The sequence below is a fragment of the Nocardiopsis moroccensis genome (assembly GCF_055763695.1).
In genome coordinates this window covers 4591334-4617029 of record NZ_CP199747.1, presented here as the reverse complement: position 1 = coordinate 4617029, position 25696 = coordinate 4591334, and the positions used below count along the sequence as shown (strand labels likewise).

Annotated in this window: 24 protein-coding genes; 8 read left to right on the top strand and 16 right to left on the bottom strand. The window is 71.0% G+C overall.

The genetic code is table 11. The features are described 5' to 3' along the window. Nucleotides 1-13 precede the first annotated feature (13 nt). From ACUKCB_RS20365 to ACUKCB_RS20345, 5 genes are all read right to left on the bottom strand, one after another. Nucleotides 14-754: an anti-sigma factor gene (locus ACUKCB_RS20365; protein WP_473037190.1), complete on the bottom strand. Its 741-nt coding sequence runs from the start codon at nucleotides 752-754 to the stop codon at nucleotides 14-16. After that, on the bottom strand, nucleotides 748-1338 hold the full coding sequence (gene sigK / locus ACUKCB_RS20360) for an ECF RNA polymerase sigma factor SigK (protein ID WP_452540257.1): 591 nt from the start codon (nucleotides 1336-1338) through the stop codon (nucleotides 748-750). Before sigK ends, ACUKCB_RS20365 begins: the two co-directional genes overlap by 7 nt. A 143-nt stretch (nucleotides 1339-1481) precedes the next feature. Continuing rightward, complete coding sequence (locus ACUKCB_RS20355) at nucleotides 1482-2132, bottom strand: fasciclin domain-containing protein (protein WP_473037189.1); 651 nt, start codon at nucleotides 2130-2132, stop codon at nucleotides 1482-1484. 98 nt (nucleotides 2133-2230) lie between these two features. Continuing rightward, on the bottom strand, nucleotides 2231-3931 hold the full coding sequence (locus ACUKCB_RS20350) for a molybdopterin-dependent oxidoreductase (RefSeq protein ID WP_473037188.1): 1701 nt from the start codon (nucleotides 3929-3931) through the stop codon (nucleotides 2231-2233). A 101-nt stretch (nucleotides 3932-4032) separates the two neighbouring features. After that, nucleotides 4033-4647 carry a fasciclin domain-containing protein gene (locus ACUKCB_RS20345; protein ID WP_473037187.1) on the bottom strand — a complete coding sequence of 205 codons (615 nt, stop codon included), beginning with the start codon at nucleotides 4645-4647 and terminating at the stop codon, nucleotides 4033-4035. A 241-nt stretch (nucleotides 4648-4888) separates the two neighbouring features. On the opposite strand from ACUKCB_RS20345, the gene ACUKCB_RS20340 reads away from it, so the two are divergent. Further along, entirely contained in the window at nucleotides 4889-6481 is a 1593-nt protein-coding gene (locus ACUKCB_RS20340) for an OmpA family protein (RefSeq protein WP_473037186.1), read from the top strand. 156 nt (nucleotides 6482-6637) lie between these two features. Here ACUKCB_RS20340 and ACUKCB_RS20335 read toward each other — a convergent pair whose 3' ends face one another. The 7 genes from ACUKCB_RS20335 to ACUKCB_RS20305 form a co-directional block, all read right to left on the bottom strand. Beyond that, a complete protein-coding gene (locus ACUKCB_RS20335; RefSeq protein ID WP_473037185.1) occupies nucleotides 6638-7327 on the bottom strand; it encodes a hypothetical protein in 690 nt (229 codons plus the stop codon). A gap of 164 nt (nucleotides 7328-7491) precedes the next feature. Next, nucleotides 7492-8898 (bottom strand): dihydrolipoyl dehydrogenase, encoded by a 1407-nt coding sequence (lpdA, locus tag ACUKCB_RS20330; protein WP_473037184.1) that lies wholly within the window; start codon nucleotides 8896-8898, stop codon nucleotides 7492-7494. 126 nt (nucleotides 8899-9024) lie between these two features. Further along, nucleotides 9025-9987 (bottom strand): DedA family protein, encoded by a 963-nt coding sequence (locus ACUKCB_RS20325; RefSeq protein ID WP_473037183.1) that lies wholly within the window; start codon nucleotides 9985-9987, stop codon nucleotides 9025-9027. 130 nt (nucleotides 9988-10117) lie between these two features. Then, nucleotides 10118-11800, bottom strand: a complete 1683-nt coding sequence (locus ACUKCB_RS20320; RefSeq protein WP_473037182.1) for a hypothetical protein — start codon at nucleotides 11798-11800, stop codon at nucleotides 10118-10120. 73 nt (nucleotides 11801-11873) lie between these two features. Next, nucleotides 11874-12980, bottom strand: a complete 1107-nt coding sequence (locus ACUKCB_RS20315) for a winged helix DNA-binding domain-containing protein (protein WP_473037181.1) — start codon at nucleotides 12978-12980, stop codon at nucleotides 11874-11876. 116 nt (nucleotides 12981-13096) lie between these two features. Next, nucleotides 13097-15475, bottom strand: a complete 2379-nt coding sequence (locus ACUKCB_RS20310) for a trehalase-like domain-containing protein (protein ID WP_473037180.1) — start codon at nucleotides 15473-15475, stop codon at nucleotides 13097-13099. A gap of 519 nt (nucleotides 15476-15994) precedes the next feature. Further along, on the bottom strand, nucleotides 15995-16711 hold the full coding sequence (locus ACUKCB_RS20305) for a class I SAM-dependent methyltransferase (protein WP_473037179.1): 717 nt from the start codon (nucleotides 16709-16711) through the stop codon (nucleotides 15995-15997). 171 nt (nucleotides 16712-16882) lie between these two features. Here ACUKCB_RS20305 and ACUKCB_RS20300 point away from each other — a divergent pair, with 171 nt between their 5' ends. The 5 genes from ACUKCB_RS20300 to ACUKCB_RS20280 all read left to right on the top strand — a co-directional run bounded on the left by ACUKCB_RS20300 (nucleotide 16883) and on the right by ACUKCB_RS20280 (nucleotide 20903). Beyond that, nucleotides 16883-17713: an SDR family NAD(P)-dependent oxidoreductase gene (locus ACUKCB_RS20300; protein ID WP_473037178.1), complete on the top strand. Its 831-nt coding sequence runs from the start codon at nucleotides 16883-16885 to the stop codon at nucleotides 17711-17713. A 107-nt stretch (nucleotides 17714-17820) separates the two neighbouring features. Next, nucleotides 17821-18084, top strand: coding sequence for a phosphoribosyl-ATP diphosphatase (locus ACUKCB_RS20295; RefSeq protein ID WP_014913038.1), 264 nt, complete (start codon nucleotides 17821-17823; stop codon nucleotides 18082-18084). Between the two features lie 88 nt (nucleotides 18085-18172). Then, complete coding sequence (hisG, locus tag ACUKCB_RS20290) at nucleotides 18173-19027, top strand: ATP phosphoribosyltransferase (protein ID WP_191273941.1); 855 nt, start codon at nucleotides 18173-18175, stop codon at nucleotides 19025-19027. Between the two features lie 278 nt (nucleotides 19028-19305). After that, entirely contained in the window at nucleotides 19306-19464 is a 159-nt protein-coding gene (locus ACUKCB_RS20285) for an LPXTG cell wall anchor domain-containing protein (protein ID WP_473037177.1), read from the top strand. Beyond that, nucleotides 19461-20903 carry a glycosyltransferase gene (locus tag ACUKCB_RS20280; RefSeq protein WP_473037176.1) on the top strand — a complete coding sequence of 481 codons (1443 nt, stop codon included), beginning with the start codon at nucleotides 19461-19463 and terminating at the stop codon, nucleotides 20901-20903. Before ACUKCB_RS20285 ends, ACUKCB_RS20280 begins: the two co-directional genes overlap by 4 nt. Nucleotides 20904-20953: 50 nt before the next feature. On the opposite strand, the gene ACUKCB_RS20275 is transcribed toward ACUKCB_RS20280, so the two are convergent. Beyond that, nucleotides 20954-22435, bottom strand: a complete 1482-nt coding sequence (locus ACUKCB_RS20275) for a cellulase family glycosylhydrolase (protein WP_473037175.1) — start codon at nucleotides 22433-22435, stop codon at nucleotides 20954-20956. 58 nt (nucleotides 22436-22493) lie between these two features. On the opposite strand from ACUKCB_RS20275, the gene ACUKCB_RS20270 reads away from it, so the two are divergent. Then, complete coding sequence (locus tag ACUKCB_RS20270; RefSeq protein ID WP_473037174.1) at nucleotides 22494-23066, top strand: hypothetical protein; 573 nt, start codon at nucleotides 22494-22496, stop codon at nucleotides 23064-23066. 405 nt (nucleotides 23067-23471) lie between these two features. Here the strand turns inward: ACUKCB_RS20270 and ACUKCB_RS20265 are convergent, their stop codons facing one another. Both ACUKCB_RS20265 and ACUKCB_RS20260 read right to left on the bottom strand, forming a co-directional pair. After that, a complete protein-coding gene (locus ACUKCB_RS20265) occupies nucleotides 23472-23912 on the bottom strand; it encodes a hypothetical protein (protein ID WP_473037173.1) in 441 nt (146 codons plus the stop codon). A 239-nt stretch (nucleotides 23913-24151) separates the two neighbouring features. Continuing rightward, nucleotides 24152-24556: a DoxX family protein gene (locus ACUKCB_RS20260; RefSeq protein ID WP_473037172.1), complete on the bottom strand. Its 405-nt coding sequence runs from the start codon at nucleotides 24554-24556 to the stop codon at nucleotides 24152-24154. A gap of 133 nt (nucleotides 24557-24689) precedes the next feature. Between ACUKCB_RS20260 and ACUKCB_RS20255 the strand changes: the two genes are divergently transcribed. Continuing rightward, on the top strand, nucleotides 24690-25400 hold the full coding sequence (locus tag ACUKCB_RS20255; RefSeq protein WP_473037171.1) for a spermine/spermidine synthase domain-containing protein: 711 nt from the start codon (nucleotides 24690-24692) through the stop codon (nucleotides 25398-25400). 28 nt (nucleotides 25401-25428) lie between these two features. Here ACUKCB_RS20255 and ACUKCB_RS20250 read toward each other — a convergent pair whose 3' ends face one another. Then, entirely contained in the window at nucleotides 25429-25647 is a 219-nt protein-coding gene (locus tag ACUKCB_RS20250) for an EF-hand domain-containing protein (protein ID WP_452540298.1), read from the bottom strand. Nucleotides 25648-25696: the final 49 nt, after the last annotated feature.

Sequence of the window (25696 nt, the reverse complement as noted above, 5' to 3'; positions counted from 1 at the left end):
TCGGGTCGGCGGGTCAGCCCGTGACCGGCATCGCCATCACCGGCTCGGTGGTGGGCTGCTGCGAACCGCCCTCGGGCTCGATGGTCACCGCGACGCCCTCGGTCAGCTCGTCCGGCTCCGCGAGCACCGGCAGCACGAACCCCGAGTCGTCAACGGAGATCAGGCCGGCCGAGTACACGGTGCCGTCGTCCCGGGTCAGCCAGAGCTGGTAGTCCTCGTCGTGCAGCTGTTCCAGGCCGTGCGCGCTGAACACCAGGTTGCCCAGACTCTCCGAGTGCACGACTGTGACGTTCACGCCCTCCATGGGCTGGGCGCTGGTGGAGACCGCGTCCGGCGCCGAGATCACCGCGGCGATCTGCTGTTCGTTGGCCCGGAGCTCGTCCACCTGACGGCGCTGTTCGACCACCAGCGCACCCAGGGCCAGGACCGCGGCCAGGCAGGCGGCCAGGGCCAGTCCGAGAGCCCAGGGCCAGCCGCGCCGCCGGGGCTCGGGCAGGCGTTCGGGCGCCGGGGCGAGTTGACGGGTCCGCGATACCTCCTCCAGCACCCGCTCCCGCAGCTCGGCGGGGGGCGTCTGGGCGGTTGCCGACGCCAGCAGGGCGGAGGTCTCGGTGAAACCCCGGACCTCCTGTACGCAGGAGTCGCAGTCGGCGAGATGGTCCTCGAAACGGACGCTCTCGGTCGGGGTGAGGGCGTTCAGCGCGTAGGCGCCCGACAGCGTGTGCAGGTCCTGGTTGAGCGTCCTTCTCACCATTCCACCCCCAAACAGTCCCGTAGCCTGATCAGTCCGTCACGCATGCGCGTCTTGATGGTTCCCAGGGGCGCGGACAGCAGCTTGGCCACCTCACGGTAGGAGTACCCGCCGTAGAAGGCCAGCCGCACCGACTGCTCCTGGAGTTCGGTCAGGGTGTCCAGACATCGGCGCACCCGTTCTCGTTCGAGCCTGTTGGTGGCCTCCTCGGCCACCTCGTCGTAGGGGCGCTCGGTGCCCGCGGCGGCCGCCCTGGCCTCGCGGTCGCTGTTGGCCTGCTCCGAGCGCACCCGGTCCACCGCCCTGCGGTGGGCGAGGGTCATCACCCAGGCCTGCGGGCTCCCCCTGCGGGCGTCGTAGCGGCAGGCACTGCGCCACACCTCGACCATGACCTCCTGGGCGACCTCCTCCGACTGGGCCGGATCGCGCAGGATACGGCGCACCAGACCGTAGACGGACGGGCTGATCAGGTCGTAGACCCGGCCGAAGGCCCGTTCGTCGCCGCGTGCGACCAGGAGCAGCAGCTCCTCCAGCCCAGGTGGAACGGCATCGGCCGCCTCCCGCGGTACCGCTGCTGCCCTGTCCATCTGAACCCTTCTCGTATCGGGGGTACGGCTCTTCGTTCGGAAGGGGCGGCGCGGACGCCGCCCCCGGGTCCCGGACCGGGACCCGGACGGCCCGGCGTCAACGCTCGGACCGCCCGGGGGCCTCAGGCCGGAACAGCCTCCCACTAGGAGGGCATCAGGACCGTGTCGACGATGTAGACGGTCGCGTTGGAGGTCTGGACGTTGCCGCAGACCACCTTCGAGTTGCCGTTCACCGTGAACTCCTCGCCGGAGCCCTCCGTGGTGACGTCGTCGCCCTGGAGCGAGGTGAACGTGCCGTCCTCCAGCGCGTCGGGAGCCTGCTCGCCCTCGACCACGTGGTAGGTCAGCACCTCGGTGAGCTGCTCCTGGTCCTCGAGGAGGGCGTTCAGGTCCTCCTCGGGGATCTTGTCGAACGCGTCATTGGTGGGCGCGAAGACGGTGATGTCCTCGGCCGAGTTCAGCGTGTCGACCAGGTCCGCCTCGCCCACGGCCGTGACCAGCGTGGACAGCAGCGGGTTGTTGGACGCCGCGGTGGCGACCGGGTCCTGGGCCATGCCCTCGAAGCTGCCGTCACCGTCCTCGGGCACCTCGGCGCAGCCCGGGCCGAAGTTCTCGCCCGCGGTCTGGGTGCTCTCGTCCATACCCTCGTCCATGCCGGTGCCCTCGGTCTCCTCGGCGCTACCGGTCTCGGTGTTCTCCTCGGCACCGCTGTCGTCCATGCCGCCACAGGCGGTCAGGCCGAAGGCGAGGGCGGCGGCCGCGGCGGTGGTGGTGAGCGCGCTCTTGCGGATCATTGTTATCTCCCTTGTCATTACTATTTCGTGTCCGGTTTGTTGCTGTCCGTGATGGTCTGTTGGGCTGGTGTTCTCTCCGGCGGCCCGGGGGCCGGGCCTCAGGTCGCCGTGAACTGGATGCGGTGCCGGCCGGTGGCGCCGTCGGGGGTCGGGTCCACCCGTTCGGCGGGCTGGGTGAACCCGGTGGAGTCGGTGGCCCGGACCTGGACGGAGTGGTTGCCGGGGTCGAGGGTGGTCTCGGCGACCCACTGGATCCAGGTGTCGATCCCGGGGACGGCGGCGAGCTCGGCCTCCCACCAGTCGCCGTCGTCCACCCGCACCTCCACCGCGTCGATCCCGCGGTGCTGGGCCCAGGCGACCCCGGCCAGCACGACCTCGCCGGAGTCGACCCGGCCGAGCGGGGCGGGCACGTCGACCCTGGACATGGTCTTGACCGGTGCCCGCACCCCCCAGCCGCGCTGGGCCCAGTAGGCCTGTTCGTCGGCGAAGCGGGTGAGTTTGATGTCGGTGACCCACTTGGTGGCGCTGACGAATCCGTACAGACCGGGCACCACCATCCGCGCGGGGTAGCCGTTGACGTGGGGGAGGGGTTCGCCGCCCATGCCGATCGCAAGGAGCGCGTCGCGGCCGTCCATGACGACCTCGGTGGGGGTTCCGCAGGTCCAGCCGTCGCTGGAGGTGCTGAGGATCTGGTCGGCGCCGGACCGGACCCCGGCCTCGCGCAGGAGGTCGGCGAGGGGGAAACCGAGCCACCGGGTGTTGCTCACCAGGTCCCCGCCGACCTGGTTGGACACGCAGGCCAGGGTGATGTCCGCCTCGACGAGCGGACGGGACAGCAGTTCGTCCATGTCGATCTCGAAGGGCCGGTCCACCATGCCGTGCACGCGCAGCGTCCACCGGGTGGAGTCCAGCCGCGGGATGGTCAGCGCGGTGTCGATCCGGTAGAAGTCCTTGTTCGGGGTGGTGAAACGGGCCAGCCCGGGGATGCCGAGGTCGGTGCCGGCCGGCAGCGGGGGCAGGGCCGAGGCGGGTGCGGGCAGGGCCAGTTCGGCCCGGGAACCCGCACCGGACGTCAGGGAGGGCAGCCAGCGTCCGAGGGCGCCGGCGGATCCGGCGGCGGCGAGGACCCCCGCCGCGGTGAGGACGAAACCGCGCCTGCCCGGTCCGCGGTCCGGTCCTGGAGCGGGCGCGGCGGCCGTGGCGCCCTCCGCGTCCGCCGACGGCTCGGCCTCCCCTTGCCTACCCACGGGGCCGGTCCCCTGCGTGGTCCCGTGGACGTCATCCTCCCCGGTCCCTGCTTCGGTGTCGCTCCCCGGCCCGGTGAGGGCTCGCCCCTTCCTCAGCAGGAGGGCGAGGGCCACGGCTGCCGCCGCCGTACCGACGACCACGGCCGAAGCCGCCCCCAGGTCGTCGGCACGGCGGAGGACGACGGCGGCGAGCCCCGCCGCCGCGAACACCAGCAGTCCCGCGTACCCCACCAGGGGGCGGCGCAGAGCCACGACACCGAGCACCGCCCCGACCAACACGAGGATGACCAGCACTCCGGTGATCAGGACGGCCTTGTCGGCCGTACCGAAGAGCGAGATCGCCCACTCCATGAGGAACGGGGGACTGTTGTCGACGAGCGCGTCGCCGACCGTGACCACGGGAGAGGTCGCGCGCAGGAGCCCGGCGGCGAGTTCGCCGAAACCGAGCGCCGTTGCGACGACCAGCAGGCCGATGACCACACCGACAGCCGTTCGTCGTCCGCCGTGTGACCGGTTCTGTTCCCCACGTGTCCTGGTGTTCACGTGGGGCATTCGGGGCCGGTGCGGGAACGGATTGGTGGACCGGGCATTTTTTTCGGTTCCTCTTCCAGCGGGCTTCGGACGGGTGCCGGACGGTCTCTGCGGGGCACCGCTCAGGAGGGGAGGAGGAGCATGCCCACCACGTGGACCGTGGCGTTGGCGGTCCGGACGTCACCGCAGACCACGGGCGCGTAGCCGTTGACGGTGTACTCGCCGTCCGAGGCGGTGGCGCGCAGCAGTCCGCCGTTGCGGGAGTCGAACACGCCCTCGTCCAGTTCCTCGGTCGGGACCCGTCCCTCGATCACGTGCTGGTTGAGCACGTACGCCAGGCCCTCCGGGTTCCCGAGGATTTCGTCCATCTCCCCGTCCGGATACATGTCGAAGGCGTCGTCGGTGGGTGCGAACACGGTGAGCCCCTCGGCCGCGTCCAGGTCCTCGCTGAGTCCGGCCCGCTCCAGGGCCTCGGACAGATTGCCCAGGACCGGGCTGTCGGCGATGGCCGTGGCGAACGGGTGCCCGGCCATCTCGTCGAAGCTTCCCGATCCCTCGCCGGGGAAGTCCGAGCATCCGGGGCCGAAGGGCTCCGCCGTGCCCCCGACGTCGGCCGAAGCCTCCTGCGGGGTTTCCCGGGCGGCCCCCTGCCCGGTCTGGTCCCGGTCACCGCCGCCGCAGGCAGCCAGAACCAGCACGAGGGCCGCCGCGGCCGAGGCGAGGGTGGTCTTGCGCATCGTCACGCCTCCGAGGGATCTCCCTGGGTAACAGAACTGTAACTCTACGTGCCTGATGCCCGTTGTGCGGTGCTCGACTCACCCGTTTCGGCAGGTGCCGGTAACCGAAGAATCCCCCATAGGGATCACCCCTGGCCAGGGCGGTCGACGGCGGTCCTACCGGGACGCTGTGGTCGGTTCGGCCCCACGAGTGCTGCAGGATGTTGCCCGTACGTCTCCTCAACGATCGGAGTTCCCCCACATGGCGCGGAAGACGCCCCTCACCGTGGTCGCGCTCATGGTCTCGGGCAGCCTCCTGCTCAGCGGCTGTACCCCCGTGTCCGACTGGTGGTCCGAGACCTTCGGCGACGCGTCGGGTCCGCCGGAGGTCAGGGAGGAGTTCCCCTACGTCCGTGAGGGTCGCATCTTCCAGGACACCGGTCAGGACGCCGAGATGCGTTTCTCGATCACCGGCCTGGAACGGACCGACGAGTACACGGTCATGCACTACGAGGTCACCTACCTGGACGACTTCACCGGGCCCAACCGGAACCTGAGCATGGCGCACACCCTCGTCGACCCGCTCACCGGCCGGGTGTACCGGCAGTTCCTCGACGGGGAAGGCCTCAAGTACGGCTCGGAGAGCCCGAACGGGGACGGCCTCTACCCCGTGCACGACGGGGTCACCAACGAGTACACCCGCTACTTCCCGCGCATCCCCGACGAGGTCGCGCAGGTGACCTTCGTCGGCAGCGGCCTGGGCGCCATGACCGGCATCCCGGTCCAGGACGTGGAGGCCGAGCGGGAGGCCCCGGAGAACCCCAACGGACCGGACCACCTCACCCTCGACAACCCGCCCGGACGAGGCGAGAACCTCACCTTCGCCAACCGGGCCCCCGACGAGGACGCACAGGCCGACGAGGGGTGGGTGCAGAGCTTCGTCGACTCCGAGGTCGCCTCCACCACCCGTGACGGCGACCGCGAGATCATCTCGCTGCACTCGGACGTGATGTTCGAGTTCGACCGCTCGGACCTGACCGAGAGCGCGGCCGACGTGGTGCGGCGCGCTGCCACCACGCTGGCGGACAACGTCGACCCCGACGACCCCACCATCACCGTCATCGGCCACACGGACGGCATCGGGGACGACGCCTACAACGACAACCTGTCGGTGGAGCGCGCCGAGTCCGTGCGCGACCTGCTCGCGGAGGAACTCGGCACCGACTACAGCCTGGAGGTCGAGGGGCGGGGCAAGCGCGAGCCCATCGCGCGCGAGGGCGGTCCCGACGACGAGCAGGCGCGCGCCCGCAACCGCCGGGTCGAGTTCTCCTACGTCTTCAACCCCACGGTCGAGGCGACCGAGGAGGAGGAGTACGACGACGACGGCCTGGGCGTGGCCCAGCGCAACGTCACCTGGCCCGCGCCCTACAGCGACGACCCGGGCTCCGTGGTCGCCGAGGGCGAGGAGGGCGGGGTGCGCCTGGAGGTCTACCCGCTCCGCCGGGACGGTGCCTACGTCATCGGCACCGTGGCGATGACCAACACCACCGACGAACCCCTCACCCCCGAGCTGGGCGGTTCGGAGACGGTGGCGGGCGGCCCCGAGCAGTTCAACAAGGGCACGCTCGGTGGCTTCCAGTTGTTCGAGCCGGAGAGCGGACTGGTGCGCTACGTGGCGCAGATGGACTTCGGTGAGAACCGCTACAGCAGCTTCGCCGAGGAGGTGCACATGATCCAGCCCGGTAACACCCACGAGCTGGTCGCGGTCTTCCCCGCGCCCCCGGTGGACGTGGAGGAGCTGACCCTGCGCGCCGGCCCGTTCGGTGAGTTCGAGGAGATCCCGGTCGACTACTAGCAGCGTCCTCCCCGGGCCGTCGCCTCGCGTCGGTCCGGGGCCGAGGACCGGCCCGGCCACCGGGTGAGGGGCCGCCGACGCGCTGTCGGCGGCCCCTCGTGTTCGCGGGGTTCCCGGGGCGGCTTCCCCGGGCCCGGGCCCGTGTTCCGGGGAGTCCTAGTTCCGGATCTGGCCGGCGGCCTGGAGGACGATGCGTTCGAGGTCGCCGCGCTCGACCTCGTCGAAGTAGGCGATCGCGGTGACGTGGAAGTCACCGGGCAGCTGCAGGTACAGGTGGCGGCTGGAGCCGTCCACGGTGCCGACGTACTCCAGGTCGCCGCCGAGGTCGTCGGAGTCCTCCGTGTGGTAGGTGTCCACGTCCACGTCGACGTCCACCTCCCAGTTCATCTCCGCTTCGGATCCGGGCACCCGCACGACGTCCGGGTTGGCGCTGGGGTCGGCGCCCGAGGTGAACACGAGGGTGAACGAGGGGGTGCCCGGATCGGTACCCCCCTCGCTGAACGTGCAGGAGAGCTGCTCGGCGTCCTCGATCCCCTCGACGGGCCCGCTCTCCTCGGTCAGGACCGTCCCCGGGGCCACGCCCTCGACGATCTGGGCTGCGCCCGCGGCCTCACACGACTCGGGGAGGCCGTAGGACGAGGCGGTCTCCTCCTGGCCCTCCTCCGCGTCCTCGGGGCTCGGGTCGGCGCTCGCCTCCTCCGCGGGGGAGTCCGAGTCGCCCGACGACAGGTTCAGGTCCAGGTCGAGGTCGACCACATCGCAGCCGACGAGGACGACACCGCCGATGACGACCGCGGCGACGGCTGTGCCCAGGCATGAAAGGGGTGTGGACGGGATCAGGCGCATGGGTGGCTTTCGGTTCGGGGTGCGCCGGGCTGTGGGAGGGGGCTCCGGCGGGGGACACAGGGAAACCTAGCAAGTCCGGCGGGTCCGGGGCGCCCTCCCCGTCCCCTGGCTGCGGGACCGGTTCCGGGGTGCTCCCGGGACCGGCCCCGCGGACCGTGAGCGGATCAGAAGTTGATCATGTGGCCGGCCAGGCCGTGCACGGCTTCCTTGACCGCTTCGCTGAGGGTGGGGTGGGCGTGGATGTTGCGTGCCACCTCGTGCACCGTCAGGTCCCACTGCTGGGCCAGGGTCAGCTCCGGAAGCAGCTCGGTGACGTCCGGACCGACCAGGTGGGCGCCCAGGAACTCCCCGTACCTGCCGTCGGAGATGATCTTCACGAAGCCCCGGGTGTCGCCCAGGCCGTGCGCCTTGCCGTTGGCCATGAACGGGAACTTGGCGACCTGCACGTCGAAGCCCGCATCCCTGGCCTCCTTCTCGGAGTACCCGAAGCTGGCGATCTGCGGCTGGCAGTAGGTGGCCCGCGGGATGAACCGGTAGTCGATCTCCTGGGTCTCGGCGCCCGCGATGGTCTCCACCGCGACGATCCCCATGGCCTCGGCGGTGTGCGCCAGCATGAGCTTGGCGGTGACGTCGCCGATCGCGTAGATGTGCGGGACGCTGGTGCGGCCGCGGGAGTCGATGTCGATGGCGCGCCGTTCGGTCAGCGCCACACCCGCCTGCTCCAGGCCATAGCCCTCGACGTTGGGCTCGAACCCGATCGCCTGCAGCAGCTTCCCGGCCTCCAGGACCTGCTCCTTGCCGTCGCTGTCGGAGACGGTGACCCTGACCCCGGAACCGGTGTCCTCGACCTTCTCCACCCTGGTGGAGGTCATGACCTTCACACCGAGCTTCTTGTAGGCGCGGGCGATCTCCTTGGAGACCTCCTCGTCCTCCATCGGCACCATCCGGTCGAGGAACTCCACGATGGTGACATCGACCCCGTAGTTGCTCATCACGTAGGCGAACTCGACGCCGATGGCGCCCGCGCCCGCGATGATGATGCTTCCGGGGAGCTCCTCGCTGAGGATCTGCTCCTCGTAGGTGACGACCCGCTCGGACAGGGAGGTCCCCGGGATCAGCTTCGTGGACGACCCGGCGGCGATCACCGCGTTGTCGAACGTGACGGTGTTGGTCGACCCGTCCTCGCCCCTGACCTCGACCGTGTGGTCGTCGACGAAGGTGCCGCGCCCGTTGAGCTCGGTGATCCCGTTCTTCTTCATCAGGAAGTGGACGCCCTTGACCCGGCCGTCCGCGACCTCGCGGCTGCGGCTGAACGCCTTGCCGTAGTCGAACTCGACCGTCCCGTCCACCCTGATACCGAACAGGTCGGCGTCGTTGTGGAACAGGTGGGCGAGTTCGGCGTTGCGCAGGAGCGCCTTGGAGGGGATGCAGCCCACGTTGAGGCAGACCCCGCCCCAGTACTTCTCCTCGATGACGGCGGTCTTGAGGCCGAGCTGGGTCGCGCGGATCGCGGCGACGTAACCGCCCGGCCCGGCGCCGAGGACGACCAGGTCGAAGTGTTGCTGTCCCATGACGGGATCTCCTTGAGTGTGTTTGTGACGCACCCAGTGCAGCCGGCTTGCCCGGGGTGTCGGATTGCCGAACGCCAGCCTAGTCGCGGACCCCGCTTCCGCGCGTGACCATGCGCGCCCGCGACCCTACTTTCGGGAGTCCTCGCTGGTCACGGGGTCGTGATCCGTCCCGGTGAGGTCAGCGGGGGCTCCCGGGGCGCTCTCGGCCCCGGCGGAGTCCCCGGTTCCGGCGGAGCCCTCGCTCCTGGCGGCGAGCCGGGCGGTCTCGGCATCGTAGGCCTCGGCCGCCTCCCGGAGGGCCCGCGCCCTGCGCTCCCGCTGGTCCTTGATGCTGGTGCGGAGGGGGATCGCCGCCATACCGAAGATGAGCGCGAACGTGAGCCAGATGGCGTACCTGTCCACGAGCAGGACCACGTCCACCCCGGCCTGCCCCGAGTGGTACCCGACGAAGGCGACGACGGAGGTGATCATCAGGGCGCCGATCACGTCCAACAGCAGGTAGGTGCGCAGGCGCATCCCGCTCACCCCGGCGATGACGTGCGGGATGCCGCCGGGTACGCCCGGCAGGTAGCTCAGCGGGATGAACAGCCGCATGATCCACGGGTTCATCGTCTCCAGGCGTTCGGCGAACCGCCGGCCCCGCTCACTCGGGACGAGGAAGTGCACGATGCCGCGTCCCCAGCGGCGGCCCACCCACCAGAAGAGCCAGTCGATCTTCACCTTGCCGACCACGCCGGCGACGAGCACGAGCCACACCGATCCCTGCCCGACGCCGGCGAAGGCGGAGGCGGCCCCGACCGCGGCGTGGCTGCCCGTGACGAACGCCAGGGGGATCGGGTGGTCCGCGACGAAGAGCGGACGCAGCGGCATGGTCAGGAGGAAGAAGGCCGGGATACCGATGAGGAGCCAGAGCAGAACCTTGTCCTGCCGCTTCATGCTGCCCTGCCAGGGCTTCATGCCCTTCCACTGGTCCTTGCCGCGCTCGGCCTCCTCGCGGTCCCACTTCTGCCTGGCGGCCTTGAGGGCCTCCTCCCGAGTGGGGCGGGGGGCGTCCGGTTCGCTGTGCCGGGGAGCGGTGTTCGAGGTCATGCCAGTACTCTCCCGCGACCGGGGGTTCCCCGGTAGATGTCGTAGTCATCGCACCGCAGTGAGGTACGCGTGGCTCGGTCCATGACAAGTGTCAGGTGTCGGCCGCCCGGGCCCGGGGCCGCCTGGTTCCTCAGCGCTCGGGCGGTCGCATCGGCCACTTCCAGTGCGGGGCCCAGGTGCTGCTGTCGGAGACCCCTGGCGGCATCGGGGGCAGCAGGCGCGCACCGGGCGGGAGGCCGTCGTCGACGGGGTCGGGCGCGTGTGCCGGGGCCGGCTCCCGCACGGGGTCCGGCTCCCGCACGGGGTCCGGCTCCTGGAAGGGGACCGGTTCCTGGAACGGGTTCGGAGCGGAGAGCGGATCGGGGTCCTGGAGCGGTCGAGGGGAACGCCACGCGGGTTCGTCCGGGTCCGGCCCGGCCGACACGGGATCGATCGGCCCCAGCTCGTCGGAGTCCGGTTCGGCAGCGGTCGGGAAGGCGGACCAGGGGGCGGGGACGGAGAAGTCGTCGGGCTCGTCGGACTCATCCGACCCCTCGAGCGGTTCTGTCGGGGACGCCGAGGCGGGCCCCGGGCTGATCGTTACGTCCTCGAACGCTTGGGACAGTCCCGGCTCGGGTGCGTCCAGGGTCGGGTCGAGGGCGCCGAACGACGCCGACATCGGACCGGAGTCCACCTCGGCGAAGTGCGCGGCCACCCCGAAGTGCCGGGGCGGCCGACGGTGCGCGCCGGTGTCCTCGTTCTCGATCGGCGGGGCCTGCGGGTGGCGGACCGAGCCCGCCGGGTGCATCCGCGACCACCACGCGGCGGCCTCGTCCGGGTGCAGCTCCTCCAGGACGGTGAGGGCGCCCGTGATGTGCGGGTGCCGGCGTCCCGCCCGCCAGGAGTGCATCAGTGACTGCGGTTCCAGGACCAGGACCCGTTCGCCGTCCACCAGGGGGATGTCGCCGGGGTAGGCCTCGTTCCCGACCCAGGTGCCGTCGCCGCCGACCAGGTCCCACTCGCCGCGCACCACGTCGGCCAGCGGGTCCACCGGGCCGTCCAGGGAGGCGGCGACCCAGCGGGGGTCCGGGCGGGTGCCGGGCAGCCGGCGCCCCTCCTTGCCGATGAGGGCGTCGGCGAGCAGGGTGTGCAGTTGGAAGTTGTCGCTCACGCCGTCGAAGCGCACGCGAAAGCCCCGCCAGGAGGCCCGGTCCAGGACCAGTATCCGGCTCACCTCGGACATCCGCAGCAGTTCCGCCACCTCGCCGAACTCGCTCAGCCGGGTGGAGAGGGCGTGCACGATCTGTCCGAGCTCGTTCAGCGCGCCGGGGTCCGCGCGCACCGCCGAGCGCACCCCGGGGTCGCCCAGCATGGCCTTGGCGGCCAGGCCGTACCGCAGGGAGGTCCACCAGCCGGCCGTGGCCAGCGGGGCGTTGTCGCCGAGGACCTCCTCGACCCGCTTCTCCTCCGCCTCGCCCGCGTCGTTCGGGGAGGGCAGCGACCCGCCGCCGGTCTTCTCCCAGGCGTGCATGAAGGCCGCGGCGGCCTGGCCGTAGCTGCCGAGCTGCCGCAGCACCTCCAGTCCCACCTGGCCCGCGGGGGCGCCGGACTCCACGAGGGCTCCGGCCAGGACCGACAGGTCGGCCGCGACGCCCGCGTGGGGTTCGCAGTCGCTGAGGACCGGAGTCAGCGCCTCCAACGCGATGGTGAGTTCCTCCCGGGGCACTTCGGAGGAGAGCCGGAACACGTCGTGTACGGCCTCCGGGAAGTCGGGTGCCTGGCTGGCGGCGGTGTCGAGCACACGTTGGAACGCGGCGCGGAACTCTTCAGTCACCCCAGAATCCTGTCATACCCGCCCGTGCTCTCCGTGGTCAGGACGCACGTGCACAAAACGGGCGGACGAAAACTCAGGCGGGGTCGGTGAAACGGACCTCTCCGCCTTTCTGACCTGGGGAGAGAAAGGCGAGAAGACGAACTCCCTCCGCGGTGATCTCCTCGGTTTCCAAGCTTTTCAGCGGGCGGAAGGGTGTGACGTCGAGGGAGAGCGTGCGGCGGCTCCGGTCCACCCGCCAGGCCGCGCCGACCTCGCCGTCGACGAGCACCGTGGCGGGCGGCATCCCGTTGCGCGCCGAGATGCGCCGGAGGTTCTCCGTGGAGATCACCCGGCTCCGGTCGGCGTGGCCGCGCAGCAGGTTGTCGAAGTCGTAGAGGAAACGCACCGGCGCCGGGGTGTCCGGCGCGGGACGCGGGGCGTCGGGCAGGTCGAACAGTTCCGTGCCCTCCTCGTCGCGGAAGGAGACCAGCCGTTCGCGCAGGCCCTCCAGTACGCCCTTCAGCCGGGTCAGCCCCGACCAGGCCTGCGCGTCCCGCACGCTCGCCGGGCCGAAGGCCGCCAGGTAGCGCAGGACCAGCGCCTCCCGGTCCGGTCCGGGCGCCATGGGCCGCCCGGTCCAGGTGTCGGCCGGGGCCAGCGCCGCCGGGCCCGAGGCACCCCACACCCCGCGCGGCGGTACCTGCACGACCGGCAGCAGGCAGCGGACCATGTAGGACAGGTGGTTCCCGGGTACGCCCTCCCACCGTTCGCCGAGCCGCTCTCCCAGCTCCCTGGTGGTGAGCGGGCGCTCCTCCAACAGCTCCCGGCCCAGGGCGACCAGCGCCTGTCGGTCCACCTCGGCGGTGGCCCTGCCGTGCGTGCTGTGCGCGAGGTCCCGCTCGACGGCCTCCTGGGTGGTCGGCCGCAGCCAGCCGGCGTCCTCGGCGGAGACCAGGTGCAGGGTGGAGCGCATCAGCGGCATCCGGACCAGGGTCCCGTCGGTGAGCAGCCGCCCCACCCCGTGCGGGTCCGGGTCCTCCATCCGGCTCTGCAGTCCGACGTACCAGCTGTGCGTGGTCTGCGCCTGGAGTCCCGCCAGGCGGCCGACCACGTCCGTCGCCGACCCCTCCACGCGGCTCAGCAGGAGTTGGCGGCCCAGGGTGGCGCGGTTGAGCGCGCGTCGGCTGAGGGTCGCGGACATGAGGGGTCCCTCCCGTGGTTCCGGAGCGTGCCGGAACCCTACCGGCAGGGTCGGACGGGACCGGGGTCTTGCGGACCGGGCGCGGGACGCGCGCCCGGTCCGGGAGCGGTCGGGTCCTAGAAGCGGTCGAGGAGCTGGGCGCAGCGGATCAGGCCCAGGTGCGAGTAGGCCTGCGGGTGGTTGCCCAGCGCCCGCTCGGTGACCGGGTCGAACTCCTCCGGGATCAGCCCCGTCGGCCCGGCGCAGTCCACCAGGTGCTTGAACAGCTCCTCGGCCTCCGCACGGCGCCCGGTCAGCAGGTACGCCTCGATCAGCCACGTGGTGCACAGGTGGAAGCCGCCCTCGCCACCGGGCAGGCCGTCGTCGCGGTGGTAGCGGTAGACGGTCGGGCCGCTGCGCAGTTCGGCCTCCACCGCGGTGACGGTCGCCTGGAAGCGCTCGTCGGAGGGGTCGATCATCCCGGACAGGCCGATGTGCAGCGATGCGGCGTCCAGGTCCACGCCGTCGTAGGCGGTCGTGTAGGCCTGGGCCTGCTCGTTCCAGCCCTTCTCCAGGACCTCCTCCGCGATCCGCGCGCGCAGTTCCGGCCAGGTCGGGTCCACGGTGCGGCCGTACCGTTCGGCGAGGGCGAGGGCGCGGTCCAGCGTCACCCAGCACATCACCTTGGAGTAGACGCGCTGGCGGGGCTCGTCGCGTTCCTCCCAGATGCCGTGGTCGGGCTCGTGCCAGTGGCGGGCCACCGCCTCGGCCATGGCGCTCACCAGGTCCCAGTCACGGTCGGAGAGCTCACCGCGCACGCCGGCGAGCTGCGCGACGAGTTCGACGACGGGGCCGAACACGTCCAGCTGCACCTGGTGGTCGGCGAGGTTGCCGATGCGGACCGGGCGTGAACCCGCGTAGCCGGACAGCGACTCGATGACCTCCTCCGGGCCCAGACCGGTACCGCGCAGGCTGTACAGCGGGCGCAGCAGTTCGGGGCCGGGCAGCGACTCCACGACCCGGTGCACCCAGTCCAGGAAGGCCTCCGCCTCGGCGGTCGAACCGAGTGAGACCAGGGCCTGGACGGTCAGGGCGCCGTCGCGCAGCCAGCAGTAGCGGTAGTCCCAGTTACGGACGCCGCCGACCTCCTCGGGCAGGGAGGTGGTGGCCGCGGCCATCACACCGCCGGTCGGTGTGCACAGGCCGCGCAGGGTCAGCGCGGAACGGGCGGCGAGGGACTTCTCGGTGAGGGGGAGCTCCAGGGTCTCCAGCCAGGACGACCAGTGCCGTGCGGCCTGCTCCTGGCGCTCGGCCTCGGTGTGCTCCCCGACCGCCAGGGAGTCGGTGCCGCAGCGCATCTCCAGCACGACCGGGCGCTCGGAGCGCGGGTGGACGGTGGCGCGGGCGACGTCGTCGGTGCCGTCGTGGTCCACGTGCCACTCCACGCCGGGGGAGCGCAGGACCATGGGGAAGTCGGCGCCCTGGATCCGCAGGCCCTCGGGTTCCACGGTGATGCGGATCGGTGCGCGGCCGAAGTCGGGGCGCGGGGCGAACTCGACGGTCGCGGGGGTGACGCCGCCGATCACCCGCACCAGGTCGGTGCGGCCGGGGCCGGTGCCGTGCGCCAGGTAGTCGGTGACCTCCAGGCGTGACCAGCGGGTGCGCACGGCCATGGTGCCGGGCAGGTAGCGCTGGCCGAGGGGCAGGCCGCCGTGCGCGGGGGCGATCGCGAAGACGCCCGCCTGGCGGCCGCCGAGGACCTCGGCGAAGAGTGCGTTGGAGTCCGGTTCGGGGTGGCAGAACCAGGACAGGCGCGCGTCCGGGCCCAACAGGGCCACGGAGGCCTGGTTGGACAGCATGGACATGCGCTCGATGGGGGTGGGGCGCTCCCCGAACACCCAGGAGCGCCGTTCGGTGGCGAGCAGGGACAGCAGGGTCGCCGCGGTCGGGGTGTCCGGGACGCGGTGCGCGGCGGCGGTGGGCTCCTCGCCGACCCGCACGCCCGCGTCGGCGCCGGCGTTGAGGTTGGCGAAGACCGGTTCCTCGCCGTCGCCGCCGCCGATGTAGAGGATCGCGGTGGCCTCGACCTGTCCGCGCAGCAGCTCCAGGGCGGCGGCCTTGTCCGCGGGCGGGGCGTCGGGGCCGGTACCGGAGTGGTGCGGGTCGATGGTGAGGTCGGTGTCGAACTCGGTGCCGTAGGCGCCCACGAGGCGGATCTCGGCCGGCAGCCGGGACAGCGCGGCCAGGTCGCGCAGGGGGCGGGCGGAGATGACCGCGCACACGGTGCCCGGTAGGTCCGCGAGGTCGCGCAGGGCGCGGACGGCCTCGGGCAGCGGGCCCCTGCGGTCGGAGTCGACCGGGGCGAGGGCGCCGTCGTAGTCGCAGGCCACCAGCAGGCGCGAGGTGCGGGCGAGGGCGGAGACACGTTGCCGGACGTCGAGGGGCATGGCCTCAAGGGTCGTGTCGGACCCCTGCGGGTCCGCCGGAGCCGTCTCGACCATCTGGGTGAGCGTCACGTTGCCTCCTCCACTGGTCCACTGCCGACCTGGGAAATAGGTGAGATTCAGGACTCCGCGCACATAGGTCCGGTTCAGACAGGTTTGGTGTGTCGAACGTAGATCCAGGGATGGTGGCGCGGGATGAGCCTCGGGGGACTTTGAACAGACTTAAGAAACATTTAACGTACAAGAGGACGAACCGGTTGTTCCGGCTGTTCTGGAAAAAGTCAGGTACCCCAGAAGTCAACGCGAGACTACCCGCGCCCCACGGCAGGTGGGGCACGAGTTTTGTGTGATGCAGGTCACCAATAACGGAATGTCCGGAACTGGGAGAGGTCTGCGCCGGTCACGGGACGGTCAGGCCACCGCCTCCACGGTGGTTCCCGGCGCCCACGGGGCCCGGGCGTACGCTCCGCGTCGGGCGACGTGTGTTGGGACACCCCGCGCACACCGGACCCCGCCCCGGCGCGAACATCCGTTCGCGGCGGGGCGGCGGGGCGGCGGGGCGGTCCCGCCGCGCGGGCGAAGCTCCGCGGCTCAGGAGCTGGAGGACTCCCACTCCGGTTTGCGCAGGTGGTGCACCCACGCGGGCGGGATGTTGGCGAACACCTTCTCCGAACCGACCCCGTAGCGGTCGATCCAGTCCTGCACCAGCCAACTGGTCCTCGCCTGGCGCAGGTAGTCCTCCCGCCGGGCGATCACCGCCTTGACCTCCTTGGTGTACAGGTATCCGTAGAAGGACAGGGTGCCGCCGGGGCGGAGCACCGTGAAGTAGTAGTCGAGGATCCCCTTCACCTGGTCAGCGGTGAAGTTGGCGAACGGCAGGCCCGACACGATCACGTCGTAGGTGCGGTCGGTGCCCATCTCGTCCACGAGGCAGGCGTGTACCTCGGCACTGTCGGCGACCGCCGACAGCACCGGATCGCTCTCCAGGAGGCTCTCGACGTAGGACGCGAACTCGGGGTTGGCCTCCACGAGGTCCGCGGTGTCCCCCGGGCGCATCGCGGCGGCGATCCCGCGGCTGATGGCGCCGGTCCCGGCACCCGCCTCCAGGATGCGCAGGGGCTGGTCGGGATCGGTGCGGAAACGGACGTGGTGTGCCATGGCGTGCGCCAGCGCGCCACTGCTGGGCACGATGGAACCCGTCGCATGGAAGGTACGCAGCGCCTGGCTGAAGAAGAGTCTGGTGTCACGCAGACGCTCGTCCAGCCTGAGGGCGGCAAAGGGTCCGGCGGGGCTCTGGATCTCGGACATGAGTGAACGCTAACGCCTCAGTGTTGCCCGGGGGAGTCCGTGCGGTCCTTTGTCCGGGAAACACCGCGTGGCCATCACCACCGCCCGGACGGGAACCCAGCACCCCCGAAGCCCCCCGCCAGGGCACTCGGGCCTTCGGCGGCCGGAACCGGACAGCCTACGCTGAGGGGTATGAGCGACACCGAGAAGGTCCCCGCCGCCTCCGAACGCCCCAGGACCGCACTGGTCACCGGGGCCTCCAGCGGTATCGGTGAGGAGTACGCCCGCAGGCTCGGCCAGCGCGGTTACGACCTCGTCGTAGTCGCCCGCAGGGAGGAGCTCCTGACCGACCTCGCGCAGGACCTCCGGGAACGCTTCGGGAACGGGGTCGAGGTCCTCGCCGCGGACCTGGGCACCCCCGAGGGCCTCACCTCCGTCGCCGAGCGCCTGGCCGCCGACGGCACCGGGGACGCGGCCCCGATCGACCTGTTGGTCAACAACGCGGGGCGGGGCGACGGCGGCACCTTCGCCGAACAGGACCCCGGCGAGATCGACGCCATGATCGACCTCAACGTCCGCGCCGTCCTCCACCTGGCCCGTGCCGTGCTGCCCGTCCAGATCGCCCGCCGCGCCGCCGGATACGAGGGCAGGCTCGGCGTCCTGAACGTGTCCTCGATGGCCGGGGAGGTCCCCGCCAACCCCGGCGGCTCGGTCTACGGCGCGGGCAAGAAGTTCGTCACCCTGTGGAGCGAGAGCGTCGCCGCGGAGGTGCGCAGGCAGGGCGTCCACGTCACGGTGGTCCTGCCCGGCTTCGTGCGCACCGACATGACCCGGGGCGTCCAGGACCAGGGGCTGCCGGAGTTCGCCTTCGTGCCCAAGGAGCGCATCGTCCGCGACTCGCTGACCGCCTGGGCCGCGGGGCGTTCCGTGGTCGTCCCCGGCGGCCAGTACAAGGTGGCCGACGGCCTCCTGCGGGTCCTGCCCCGCTCGCTGGTGCGCGCGCTCGCCCGCCGAATGGCCTGAGAGGCGCCCCGGGCCCTCTCGAATGCTGAGACTTCCGGTCCCCGGTTGGTCACGGGGAGTCGGATGCGCCTACTCTGGTACCGCACTGTCGGTCGAGGAAAGACACCATGAAGACCTTCGAAGAGCTGTTCGCCGAGCTGTCCGAGAAGGCGCGCTCCCGCCCCGAGGGGTCCGGGACCGTCGCCCAACTCGACGCCGGCGTCCATGCCATCGGCAAGAAGGTCGTCGAGGAGGCCGCCGAGGTCTGGATGGCCGCCGAGTACGAGTCGGACGAGCAGGCCGCCGAAGAGATCTCGCAGCTCCTCTACCACCTCCAGGTTCTGATGCTGGCCCGTGGCCTGCGCCTCGAGGACGTCTACAAGCATCTCTAGGGCCTGCCCCCCGCGCCCCTCCCGGGCGCGGACGCGGACCGGCCCACCGGACGTCCCCGAAGCCGCAGAACCAACCAAGGAAACCACCATGCCCGACATGCTCAGAATCGCCGTGCCCAACAAGGGCCAGCTCTCCGAACCCGCCGTCCAGATGCTGGGCGAGGCCGGTTACCGGCAGCGCAAGAGCAGCCGCGACCTCGTCCTGGTCGATCCCGACAACAACACCGAGTTCTTCTTCCTGCGCCCGAAGGACATCGCCGTCTACGTGGGCGAGGGCATCCTCCAGGCCGGGATCACCGGCCGTGACATGCTGCTGGACTCCGGCGCTCCGGTGGACGAGGTCCTCCCGCTCGGCTTCGGCGGATCCACCTTCCGTTTCGCGGCCCCCGGCGGCGGCCGGATGAAGGTCTCCGACCTGGAGGGCAAGCGCATCGCCACCTCCTTCGACGGTCTGCTCACCGCCTACCTGGACCAGCAGGGCGTCGACGCGCGCGTCATCCACCTGGACGGCGCGGTCGAGAGCTCGGTGCAGCTCGGTGTGGCCGACGCGGTGGCCGACGTCGTCTCCACCGGGACCACTCTGCGCAACGCGGGGATGGAGACCTTCGGCGACCCCATCCTGGTCTCCGAGGCGGTGGTCATCCGGCCCACGGACGCCCCCGAGGACCAGCAGATCGAACAGCTGCTCCGCCGTCTGCGCGGCGTCCTCGTGGCCCGCGACTACGTGATGATGGACTACGACGTGCACGCCGAGAAGCTGGAGCCGGCGGTCGCCCTCACCCCGGGTATGGAGGGGCCGACGGTCTCCCCGTTGCACCGCGAGGGCTGGGTGGCGGTCCGGTCGATGGTGCCGCGCAAGGACGCCCAGCGCATCATGGACGACCTGTGGCAGCTCGGCGCCCGCGCCATTCTGGTCACCGACATCTACGCCTGCCGCCTGTAGGAATCCTCCCCCGGTCCGGACCGCCCCGTCCGTGCGCGTCGTGCGGCGCATACGCGTCGGCGGGAGCACGGTCCGGCCCGGGGTTTTCCCGCCGGTGCGGGCCCCGGAACGGCCCCGACCGGTCGCAGGGGCGCGGACCCGCCCGCGGGAAGGCGTTCAGGGCCGTTATTGGGAAGAATTGACGGCTACTTTGCCCTGGTCAGGATGTTGTTCGCGGCTTTTTCTCCCCTTTCGGAGGGAGAGTGTGAGCGAACCGCACCCGACCGAGGAGAGAGCCCATGCCCTACGGATCAGCGGCCGGACCCGGCGCCACCCTGGCGGCCACCGGATTCGCCACCGGTTACTTCTGGCTCGTCGCCACCGGCCTGGTACTGGTGGTGGCCGGCGCACTGCTCATCCGGATGACCTTCCGCCGCGGCGTCGGACCCGTGGAATGACGGCTTCGGAGAAGGACCGTCCCGCCACGGTCCGCCGTCCCACCCCCGAGGGCCTGCCGACCGACCCCGAGCTGCCCGCAGCCCGCTGCGCGCCACCCGGGGTCGCCGTCCTGTGCGGATCGCTGGCCCTGGCCGGCTTCGCGCTCTGGGGACTGCTGCACGTCTTCGGGGCGGTCTCCCACGCCGGGTCCGGCGGGTCGAGCCTGGCCCTGGTCTGGCTGACCTGCTTCCTGCTGCTCTGGTGGGTGCCGCTCGCCTGGTTCGAGCGCCCCGTCCGGGCGTCACAGGAGCAGCACCGTGCTCTGGACGAGCTGACCGTGACGGTGCAGATTCCCGTCTACAACGAGGACCCGGAGATCCTCTGGGCGTGCCTGTGCTCGGTCCTGGCCCAGTCCCGGCCGGTCCAGCGGGTGCGGGTGGTCGACGACGGCTCCAGGGACGCGGAGACCGGCGAACCCGTGGACTACGCGCAGATCCGTGACGCCTTCCTGGCCCGGGCCGAGGCGGCCGGGGTGGAGGCCACCTGGGACCGGGTGCCGAACCGGGGCAAGCGCTTCGCGCAGATGCACGTGCTCACCGAGGACGACGCCGACGTGTTCGTCACCCTCGACAGCGACTCGGTCATGGACCGCCACGCCCTCCGCGAGGGGATGGCGCCCTTCGCCGATCCCGCGGTGCAGTCCGTGGCCGGGCACGTCCTGGTTCTCAACGATCGGGCCAACCTGCTCACCCGGATGACGTGCCTGCTGTACCTGCCCTTCACCAGGGGCCTGCGCAGCGCCCAGTCGGTCATGCGCAGGGTCACCATCAACTCGGGGACGCTCGCCCTCTACCGCGCCGACGTCGTACGACAGAACGCGGGGGCCTACGAGAACGAGCACTTCTGGGGCCGTCCCATGCAGATGAACGACGACTCCATGCTCACCTTCTACGCGCTGCTGCGCGGGGACACCGTGCACCAGCCCTCGGCGCTGGTGTTCACCCTGGTGCCGGAGAGGTTCGGGCACTACTTCGGCCAACAGTTGCGGTGGATGCGGGGGACGACCGTCCGCCACCTGTGGTGGTTGAGATACATGCCCTTGGGCGGGGTGGTGTTCTGGGTGACGGTCACCGAGTACCTGCACATGCTGTTGGGCGTCGCGGTGCCCGTGGCGATCCTGGCCGACCCCGGCCTGCGCGAGCAGTGGGGGGACATCGCCCTGGCCGCACTGGTGGTCGGCACGGCCATCAGCTACGTGATGGCGCTCCGGATCTTCGCGGTGCGCCGGGAGGGCGAGTCGGTCGGCTACCGGTGGCTGCTCTTCCTGTGCGCGCCGGCGGCCACGGTGTGGCGCATGGTCGTGCTGCGCCCGCTGTACCTCTTCGCGGTGCTCACCTGCCGCCGGATCGCGAACTGGGGCACCCGGGAGCGGGTGGAGGTCGCCGCGGCACGGGTCTGAGGAGGGGCGTCGTCCCCGGGCCCGGGGGGGGTGCCCGGGGCGCGGGTCCCTCACCCCGGCACGACGGTCAGGGCGGTCTCCTCGCCCTCGGTGGAGCCCGGGACGGCCACGTGCAGCACCCGCATGTCCGCGTCCCAACGCGACGTCCACCCGCTGTCCCCGGCCGGGGTGTCCACGGTCAGCTCGAACCCGTCGCCGGGCCCGGTGCCGAAGGTGTCCTCCGGCAGGTACAGCTCGGTGGATCCGGACACCTCCGCGCGTTCGGTGTACCGGACCGACAGTTCGCCGGAGCCCGTGTCGTAGCCCCAGTCCAGGGGTTCACCGGCGATCGCGCGGGGATAGGGCCGGTTCATCACGTCGGCGAGCGGTCCGGGGACGAGCCGGTCATCCTCGTCCCGCCCCTCCCACGGGCCCCAGCCGTCGAGGTCGTTGGACCAGTAGGTACGCCCGGACGCCATCGTCTCGGTCTCCGCGAGCACTCGCCCGACGAACTCCGGAGCGCCCGCCCCGGACATGTCCAGGCCGAACTCGCCCAGCACGATCGGGGCTTCCAGGCGTTCCCCCACCAGTTGGACGCTGCGCGACCACGTGTCCACACTCCTGTCGATCCGGCCCCTGGAATCGCCCTCGTAGGACTGCCCCAGGTCCATGGGCAGCGCGTACAGGTGCGGGGCGTAGACGATGCGCGGATCGCCCTCGCGCGGGTCGTCGAGGCGGGGCAGGAAGGAGGGCAGCCCCCAGTTCACGCCCACGGCCTGGCCCTCCACGAAGATCCACGTGTCCTGGTCGACCGAGCGGATCCGTGACATGGAGCGGCGGTAGAGCTCGGCGAGCGGCCCGGTCTCGAAGTCGGCGCCCTGGAGACTGCCGCCGAAGGGTTCGTTCATCAGGTCGTAGCCGATCACCGCCGTGTTCCCGGAGAACCGTGCGGCCACGTGGCCCCAGGCGTCGGCGTAGGCGTCCATCAGTTCCGGGTGTTCGCCGGTGGTGCCCCAGAAGTGGTCGAAGGACCGGATCACCCCGGGCTCCAGGTAGACGAGCTCCCACATCTCCTGGCTCTCCACCGGTAGCCCGTCGTTGTGCGTGGCCCACGCGGGGGCTCCGTTGCCGGAGTGCTCCTCGGGGCTGGTGTGGCGGCCGTAGAGGTCCTGGTGCATGTCGAGCAGCACGTGGTAGCCCCGGTCGGCGTACCACTCGACGCGTTCGTCGACGGCGTTCAGGTAGTCCTCGTCGTAGACGCCCTGCTCGGGTTCCAGGGCCTGCCACTGGACGAGGAGGCGGACGAAGTTGGTGCCCGTGGCGTCGTACTCGGCCTGGACGTCGTCCTCGGTGATCCACGGCAGCCGGTCGGGGTCGTCCTTGGCCGAACCGGAGGTGTTGAAACCGTGCAGGAAGAGCGCCCGCCCCCGTTCGTCGGTGACGTACCGGGTGGGCCCCGGGTCCTGGCGGGTGAGTGCGGCGGCACAGGTTCCGAGGAGGAGGATGACGGCCAGGGCGATCGGGACGGTCCTGCGCTTGCTGATGCGCTGCATCTCGCTCCTGGGGGGTGGGGAGCAGGGGGGATGTGATGATGAGACCTAAATCACTATCATGCAAAGGGTGAACATTCTCCGCAACAGCCTCCGAAACCCCCGAAATCTTCGGATCCCCTTCGTCGCCGCGGTCGCGTCCCTGGTCCCCTGCCTGTTCTTCGGCAGCACCGCCTTCCTCGCATGGCTGGGCGCCCGTGCGGCCTGGCTGATGCTGCCCACCTCGCTGGGCGTGCCCTTCGCCTTCCCGAGGCTGAGCTTGGCCGCCGTCGTCGGCCGGCCCGGTTGGAGTCTGGCGACCGAACTCGCCGCGGTGCTGATCCTTGCCGCCGTCGCCGCCTGGTGGACGTACCGGGCGCTGGAGCTGCGCCCCGGGGCGAACCCGTGGCGGGTGTTGCTCTCCGCCTGGGCCGGTGTGCTGCTCGGCCTGGCCCTCGCCAACGCCCTGCGCGCGGCCGTCACCGCCCTGGCCGCGGGCGCGGGGGCGCTGCCGTTCCTGGCCTACGCCTTCGCCGGAGCGCTCTCCGGGCTGCTGTGGGCCCTCTGCCTGGGCTGGGTGTGCGCTGCCCCGGTGGCCCTGGTCCACTGGTTCACCGGCCGGGCCCGGGCCGTGGGGGAGCCCGCCCCGGCCTGACCCGGTCCCCTCCCGTGAGGACCCTGGAGCCCTTGGCCCGCACGGGCCGCGCTTCCGGTCGGCCCGGCGGATGCAGAACCAGAGCTGGTGCCGGTCGGTGAGGTCGATGAGCCCGAAGCCCTGTTTCTTTTCCCCGTGATCTTGCTACCAGGGGCGATTTCGGCGCCGAAGTTGCCCCTGGTAGCAAGATCACGGGGATATGCGGGTGCAGGGCACGATACGCCGGTGCTCAGTTTCAGATCTGGGTTCCGCCTTGTCCGTCCACAGGCTGTGCATAACTCGGGTCACGGGTGACTCTCCGAAATCCCCTGCTTCTCCGGCCCCTGCCTTCCCTTTTCCAGATCTCCCGTACTTATCCACAGGCTGTGGAAACAGAACCCTCCCGCCACTGGCGGAGATCTCGACTCACCCGGTGAATCCGGGCGGGAGAATCGACCGGAGGAGCTTTCCGTCCCTCGGACACACCCACGAAGGAACACCGCCCGCCATGTCGGGTTTGGCTGGGTGCACATGTCCGGGGCAGGGCGGCGCGGGTTCTCCACGGGTGCTCTCCAGAACCTCCTCCTGGAGCTGGTCCGCGAGCATGAGCACCGCTTCGGTGTCCGGCAGGGAGTCCGGGAGTCTCACCATGAAGCCGACACCTCCGGGATCGAGGGACAACCCGACCAGCACCCCCGGTTCACCGCAGCCCGGATAGGTGCTGTCGAATTCCAGTTCCAGGGCGGACCCGGGTCTGGGGCCCATGTCGAAGACAAAAGAATTGACGTTCTCCGTGGCCGTGGCGGTCAGTTCCGCCACATGAGGGTTCCCGGCCTGACGCAGCACCTCCTCGGACCACTTCCGCACCAGGTCCGCACTTCTTCTCCGACTCACTTCGCCTCGCTGTATCCGTTTCCGCGGGTGTCACGGGGGGAGCCCTGGCGACCCTATCGACCACGGCCGCCCTCCGCCCTGCTCCACAGGTGCGCGGCGCGGACTCCGAAAAACGGCGAACGCCCCCGGCCGGGGCCGGGGGCGTGCTCGTGTCGGAAGGCGGGCGCGCTCAGCTCCTCGTTCGACTGACGCCCGTCCCGCCTCCCGAAGGATCAGGCGGAGGACCCGGACTTGGGCCGCGACTGGAGCGCCGCCCAGATCAGGGGAATCTGCAGCGGCACCCGCCCCCAGGCCACGACCTTGTTGTCGGCCACCGAGGGCAGACGTCCCGAACCGGAGTCGAGCGCCATCTGGACGTTGGCGGGCCACACGGCCAGGAGCAGCGCGGCGCTGGCCGGACCGGCCCACCTGCGCCGGGTCAGCAGCCCGACCCCGCAGGCCAGTTCGACGGCGCCGCTGCCGTACACGAACGCCCGGTGGGCGGGCAGGCGCCGGGGCATGATCGACTCGAACGTCCTGGGCGCGGCGAAGTGCAGTACCCCAGACCCGAGGAACAGTCCCCCCAGCGCGAGCGGGGCCGCTCCGCGCAGCCTCTCCAGACGTTTACCCATGGTCATGCACACTCCTCTCGTGACGCGCCGCCACCAAAGCTACTCGCTGGTAAGTAAGAGGGTCCGCATCGGCCCTCCCGAAGCGGTGGAAGGTCCCGAACCCAGCGGGCGGAGCGCCCCGGCGGGCACAATGTGGAACATGAACCAGCGAACGCGAGACCTCGCCCCCGAGGGCGAGACGGTCACCCTGGCCCGGGTGACCGGTGAGACCGGCGGTGACCTGGTGCTGCGCAGGGTGGGCGCACACTACGAGATCTACTCCAACGGGATCTTCCTGATGGACACCCGCGATGGAACCTCCGAGCGGGAGATGGTGCGTGCGAGCCTGGCCGGACTCCCCGCGGGCCGCTCGCACGCCCGAGTGCTGATCGGCGGCCTCGGCGTGGGCTTCTCGGCCCGCGAGGCGCTCGACAACCCCCGCGTGTCCCGCGTGGACGTGGTGGAACTCGAACCGCAGGTGATCGCCTGGCACGACGACGAACTCGGCGAGGCCGCCGAGTTCGTCCACCGCGACCCCCGCTGCCGGATCCACAACGCCGACATCGTCGCCTGGCTGGCCGAGGCCTCCGCCGCCACCAAGCCCAGCCGTTACGACGTCATCTGCCTGGACACCGACAACGGCCCCGACTGGACCGTGGTGGAGAACAACAACCGCCTGTACGAGGCGGCGGGCCTGGAACAGCTCATCCGGTTGCTGGCCCCCGGCGGTGTGCTCTCCTTCTGGAGCGCCAACGCCGTGGACAGCTTCGAGGAGCTGCTGCGGACCCGCTTCGGCTCGGTGGAGGTCGCGGAGGTGGTGGTCGCTCGGGGCGTTCCGGACACCGTCTACCTCGCCTCGAACCCCCTCTGACCCCACCCGCTCCGGCGTCCTCCTGGCCTCAGCCCCGGTCGCGGGACATGTAGGCGGCGAACTCCTCCAGGGAGATCCGCTGGTCGCCGTCGGAGTCCATCGCCCGCACCGCCTCGGCGGCCTGCTCCTCGGTGGTCTCCTCACCCAGGTTGCGCATCAGCGAGGTCAGCTCCTGCGCGGAGATGAGGCCGTCGCCGTCGGTGTCGACGAGGGTGAAGGTGGCGGCGTACTCGGTGGTCTCGGGCATCGGGGCTCTCCGGATCTGCTGGGGAAGGGGCCCGGCCAGGCTACCGGTG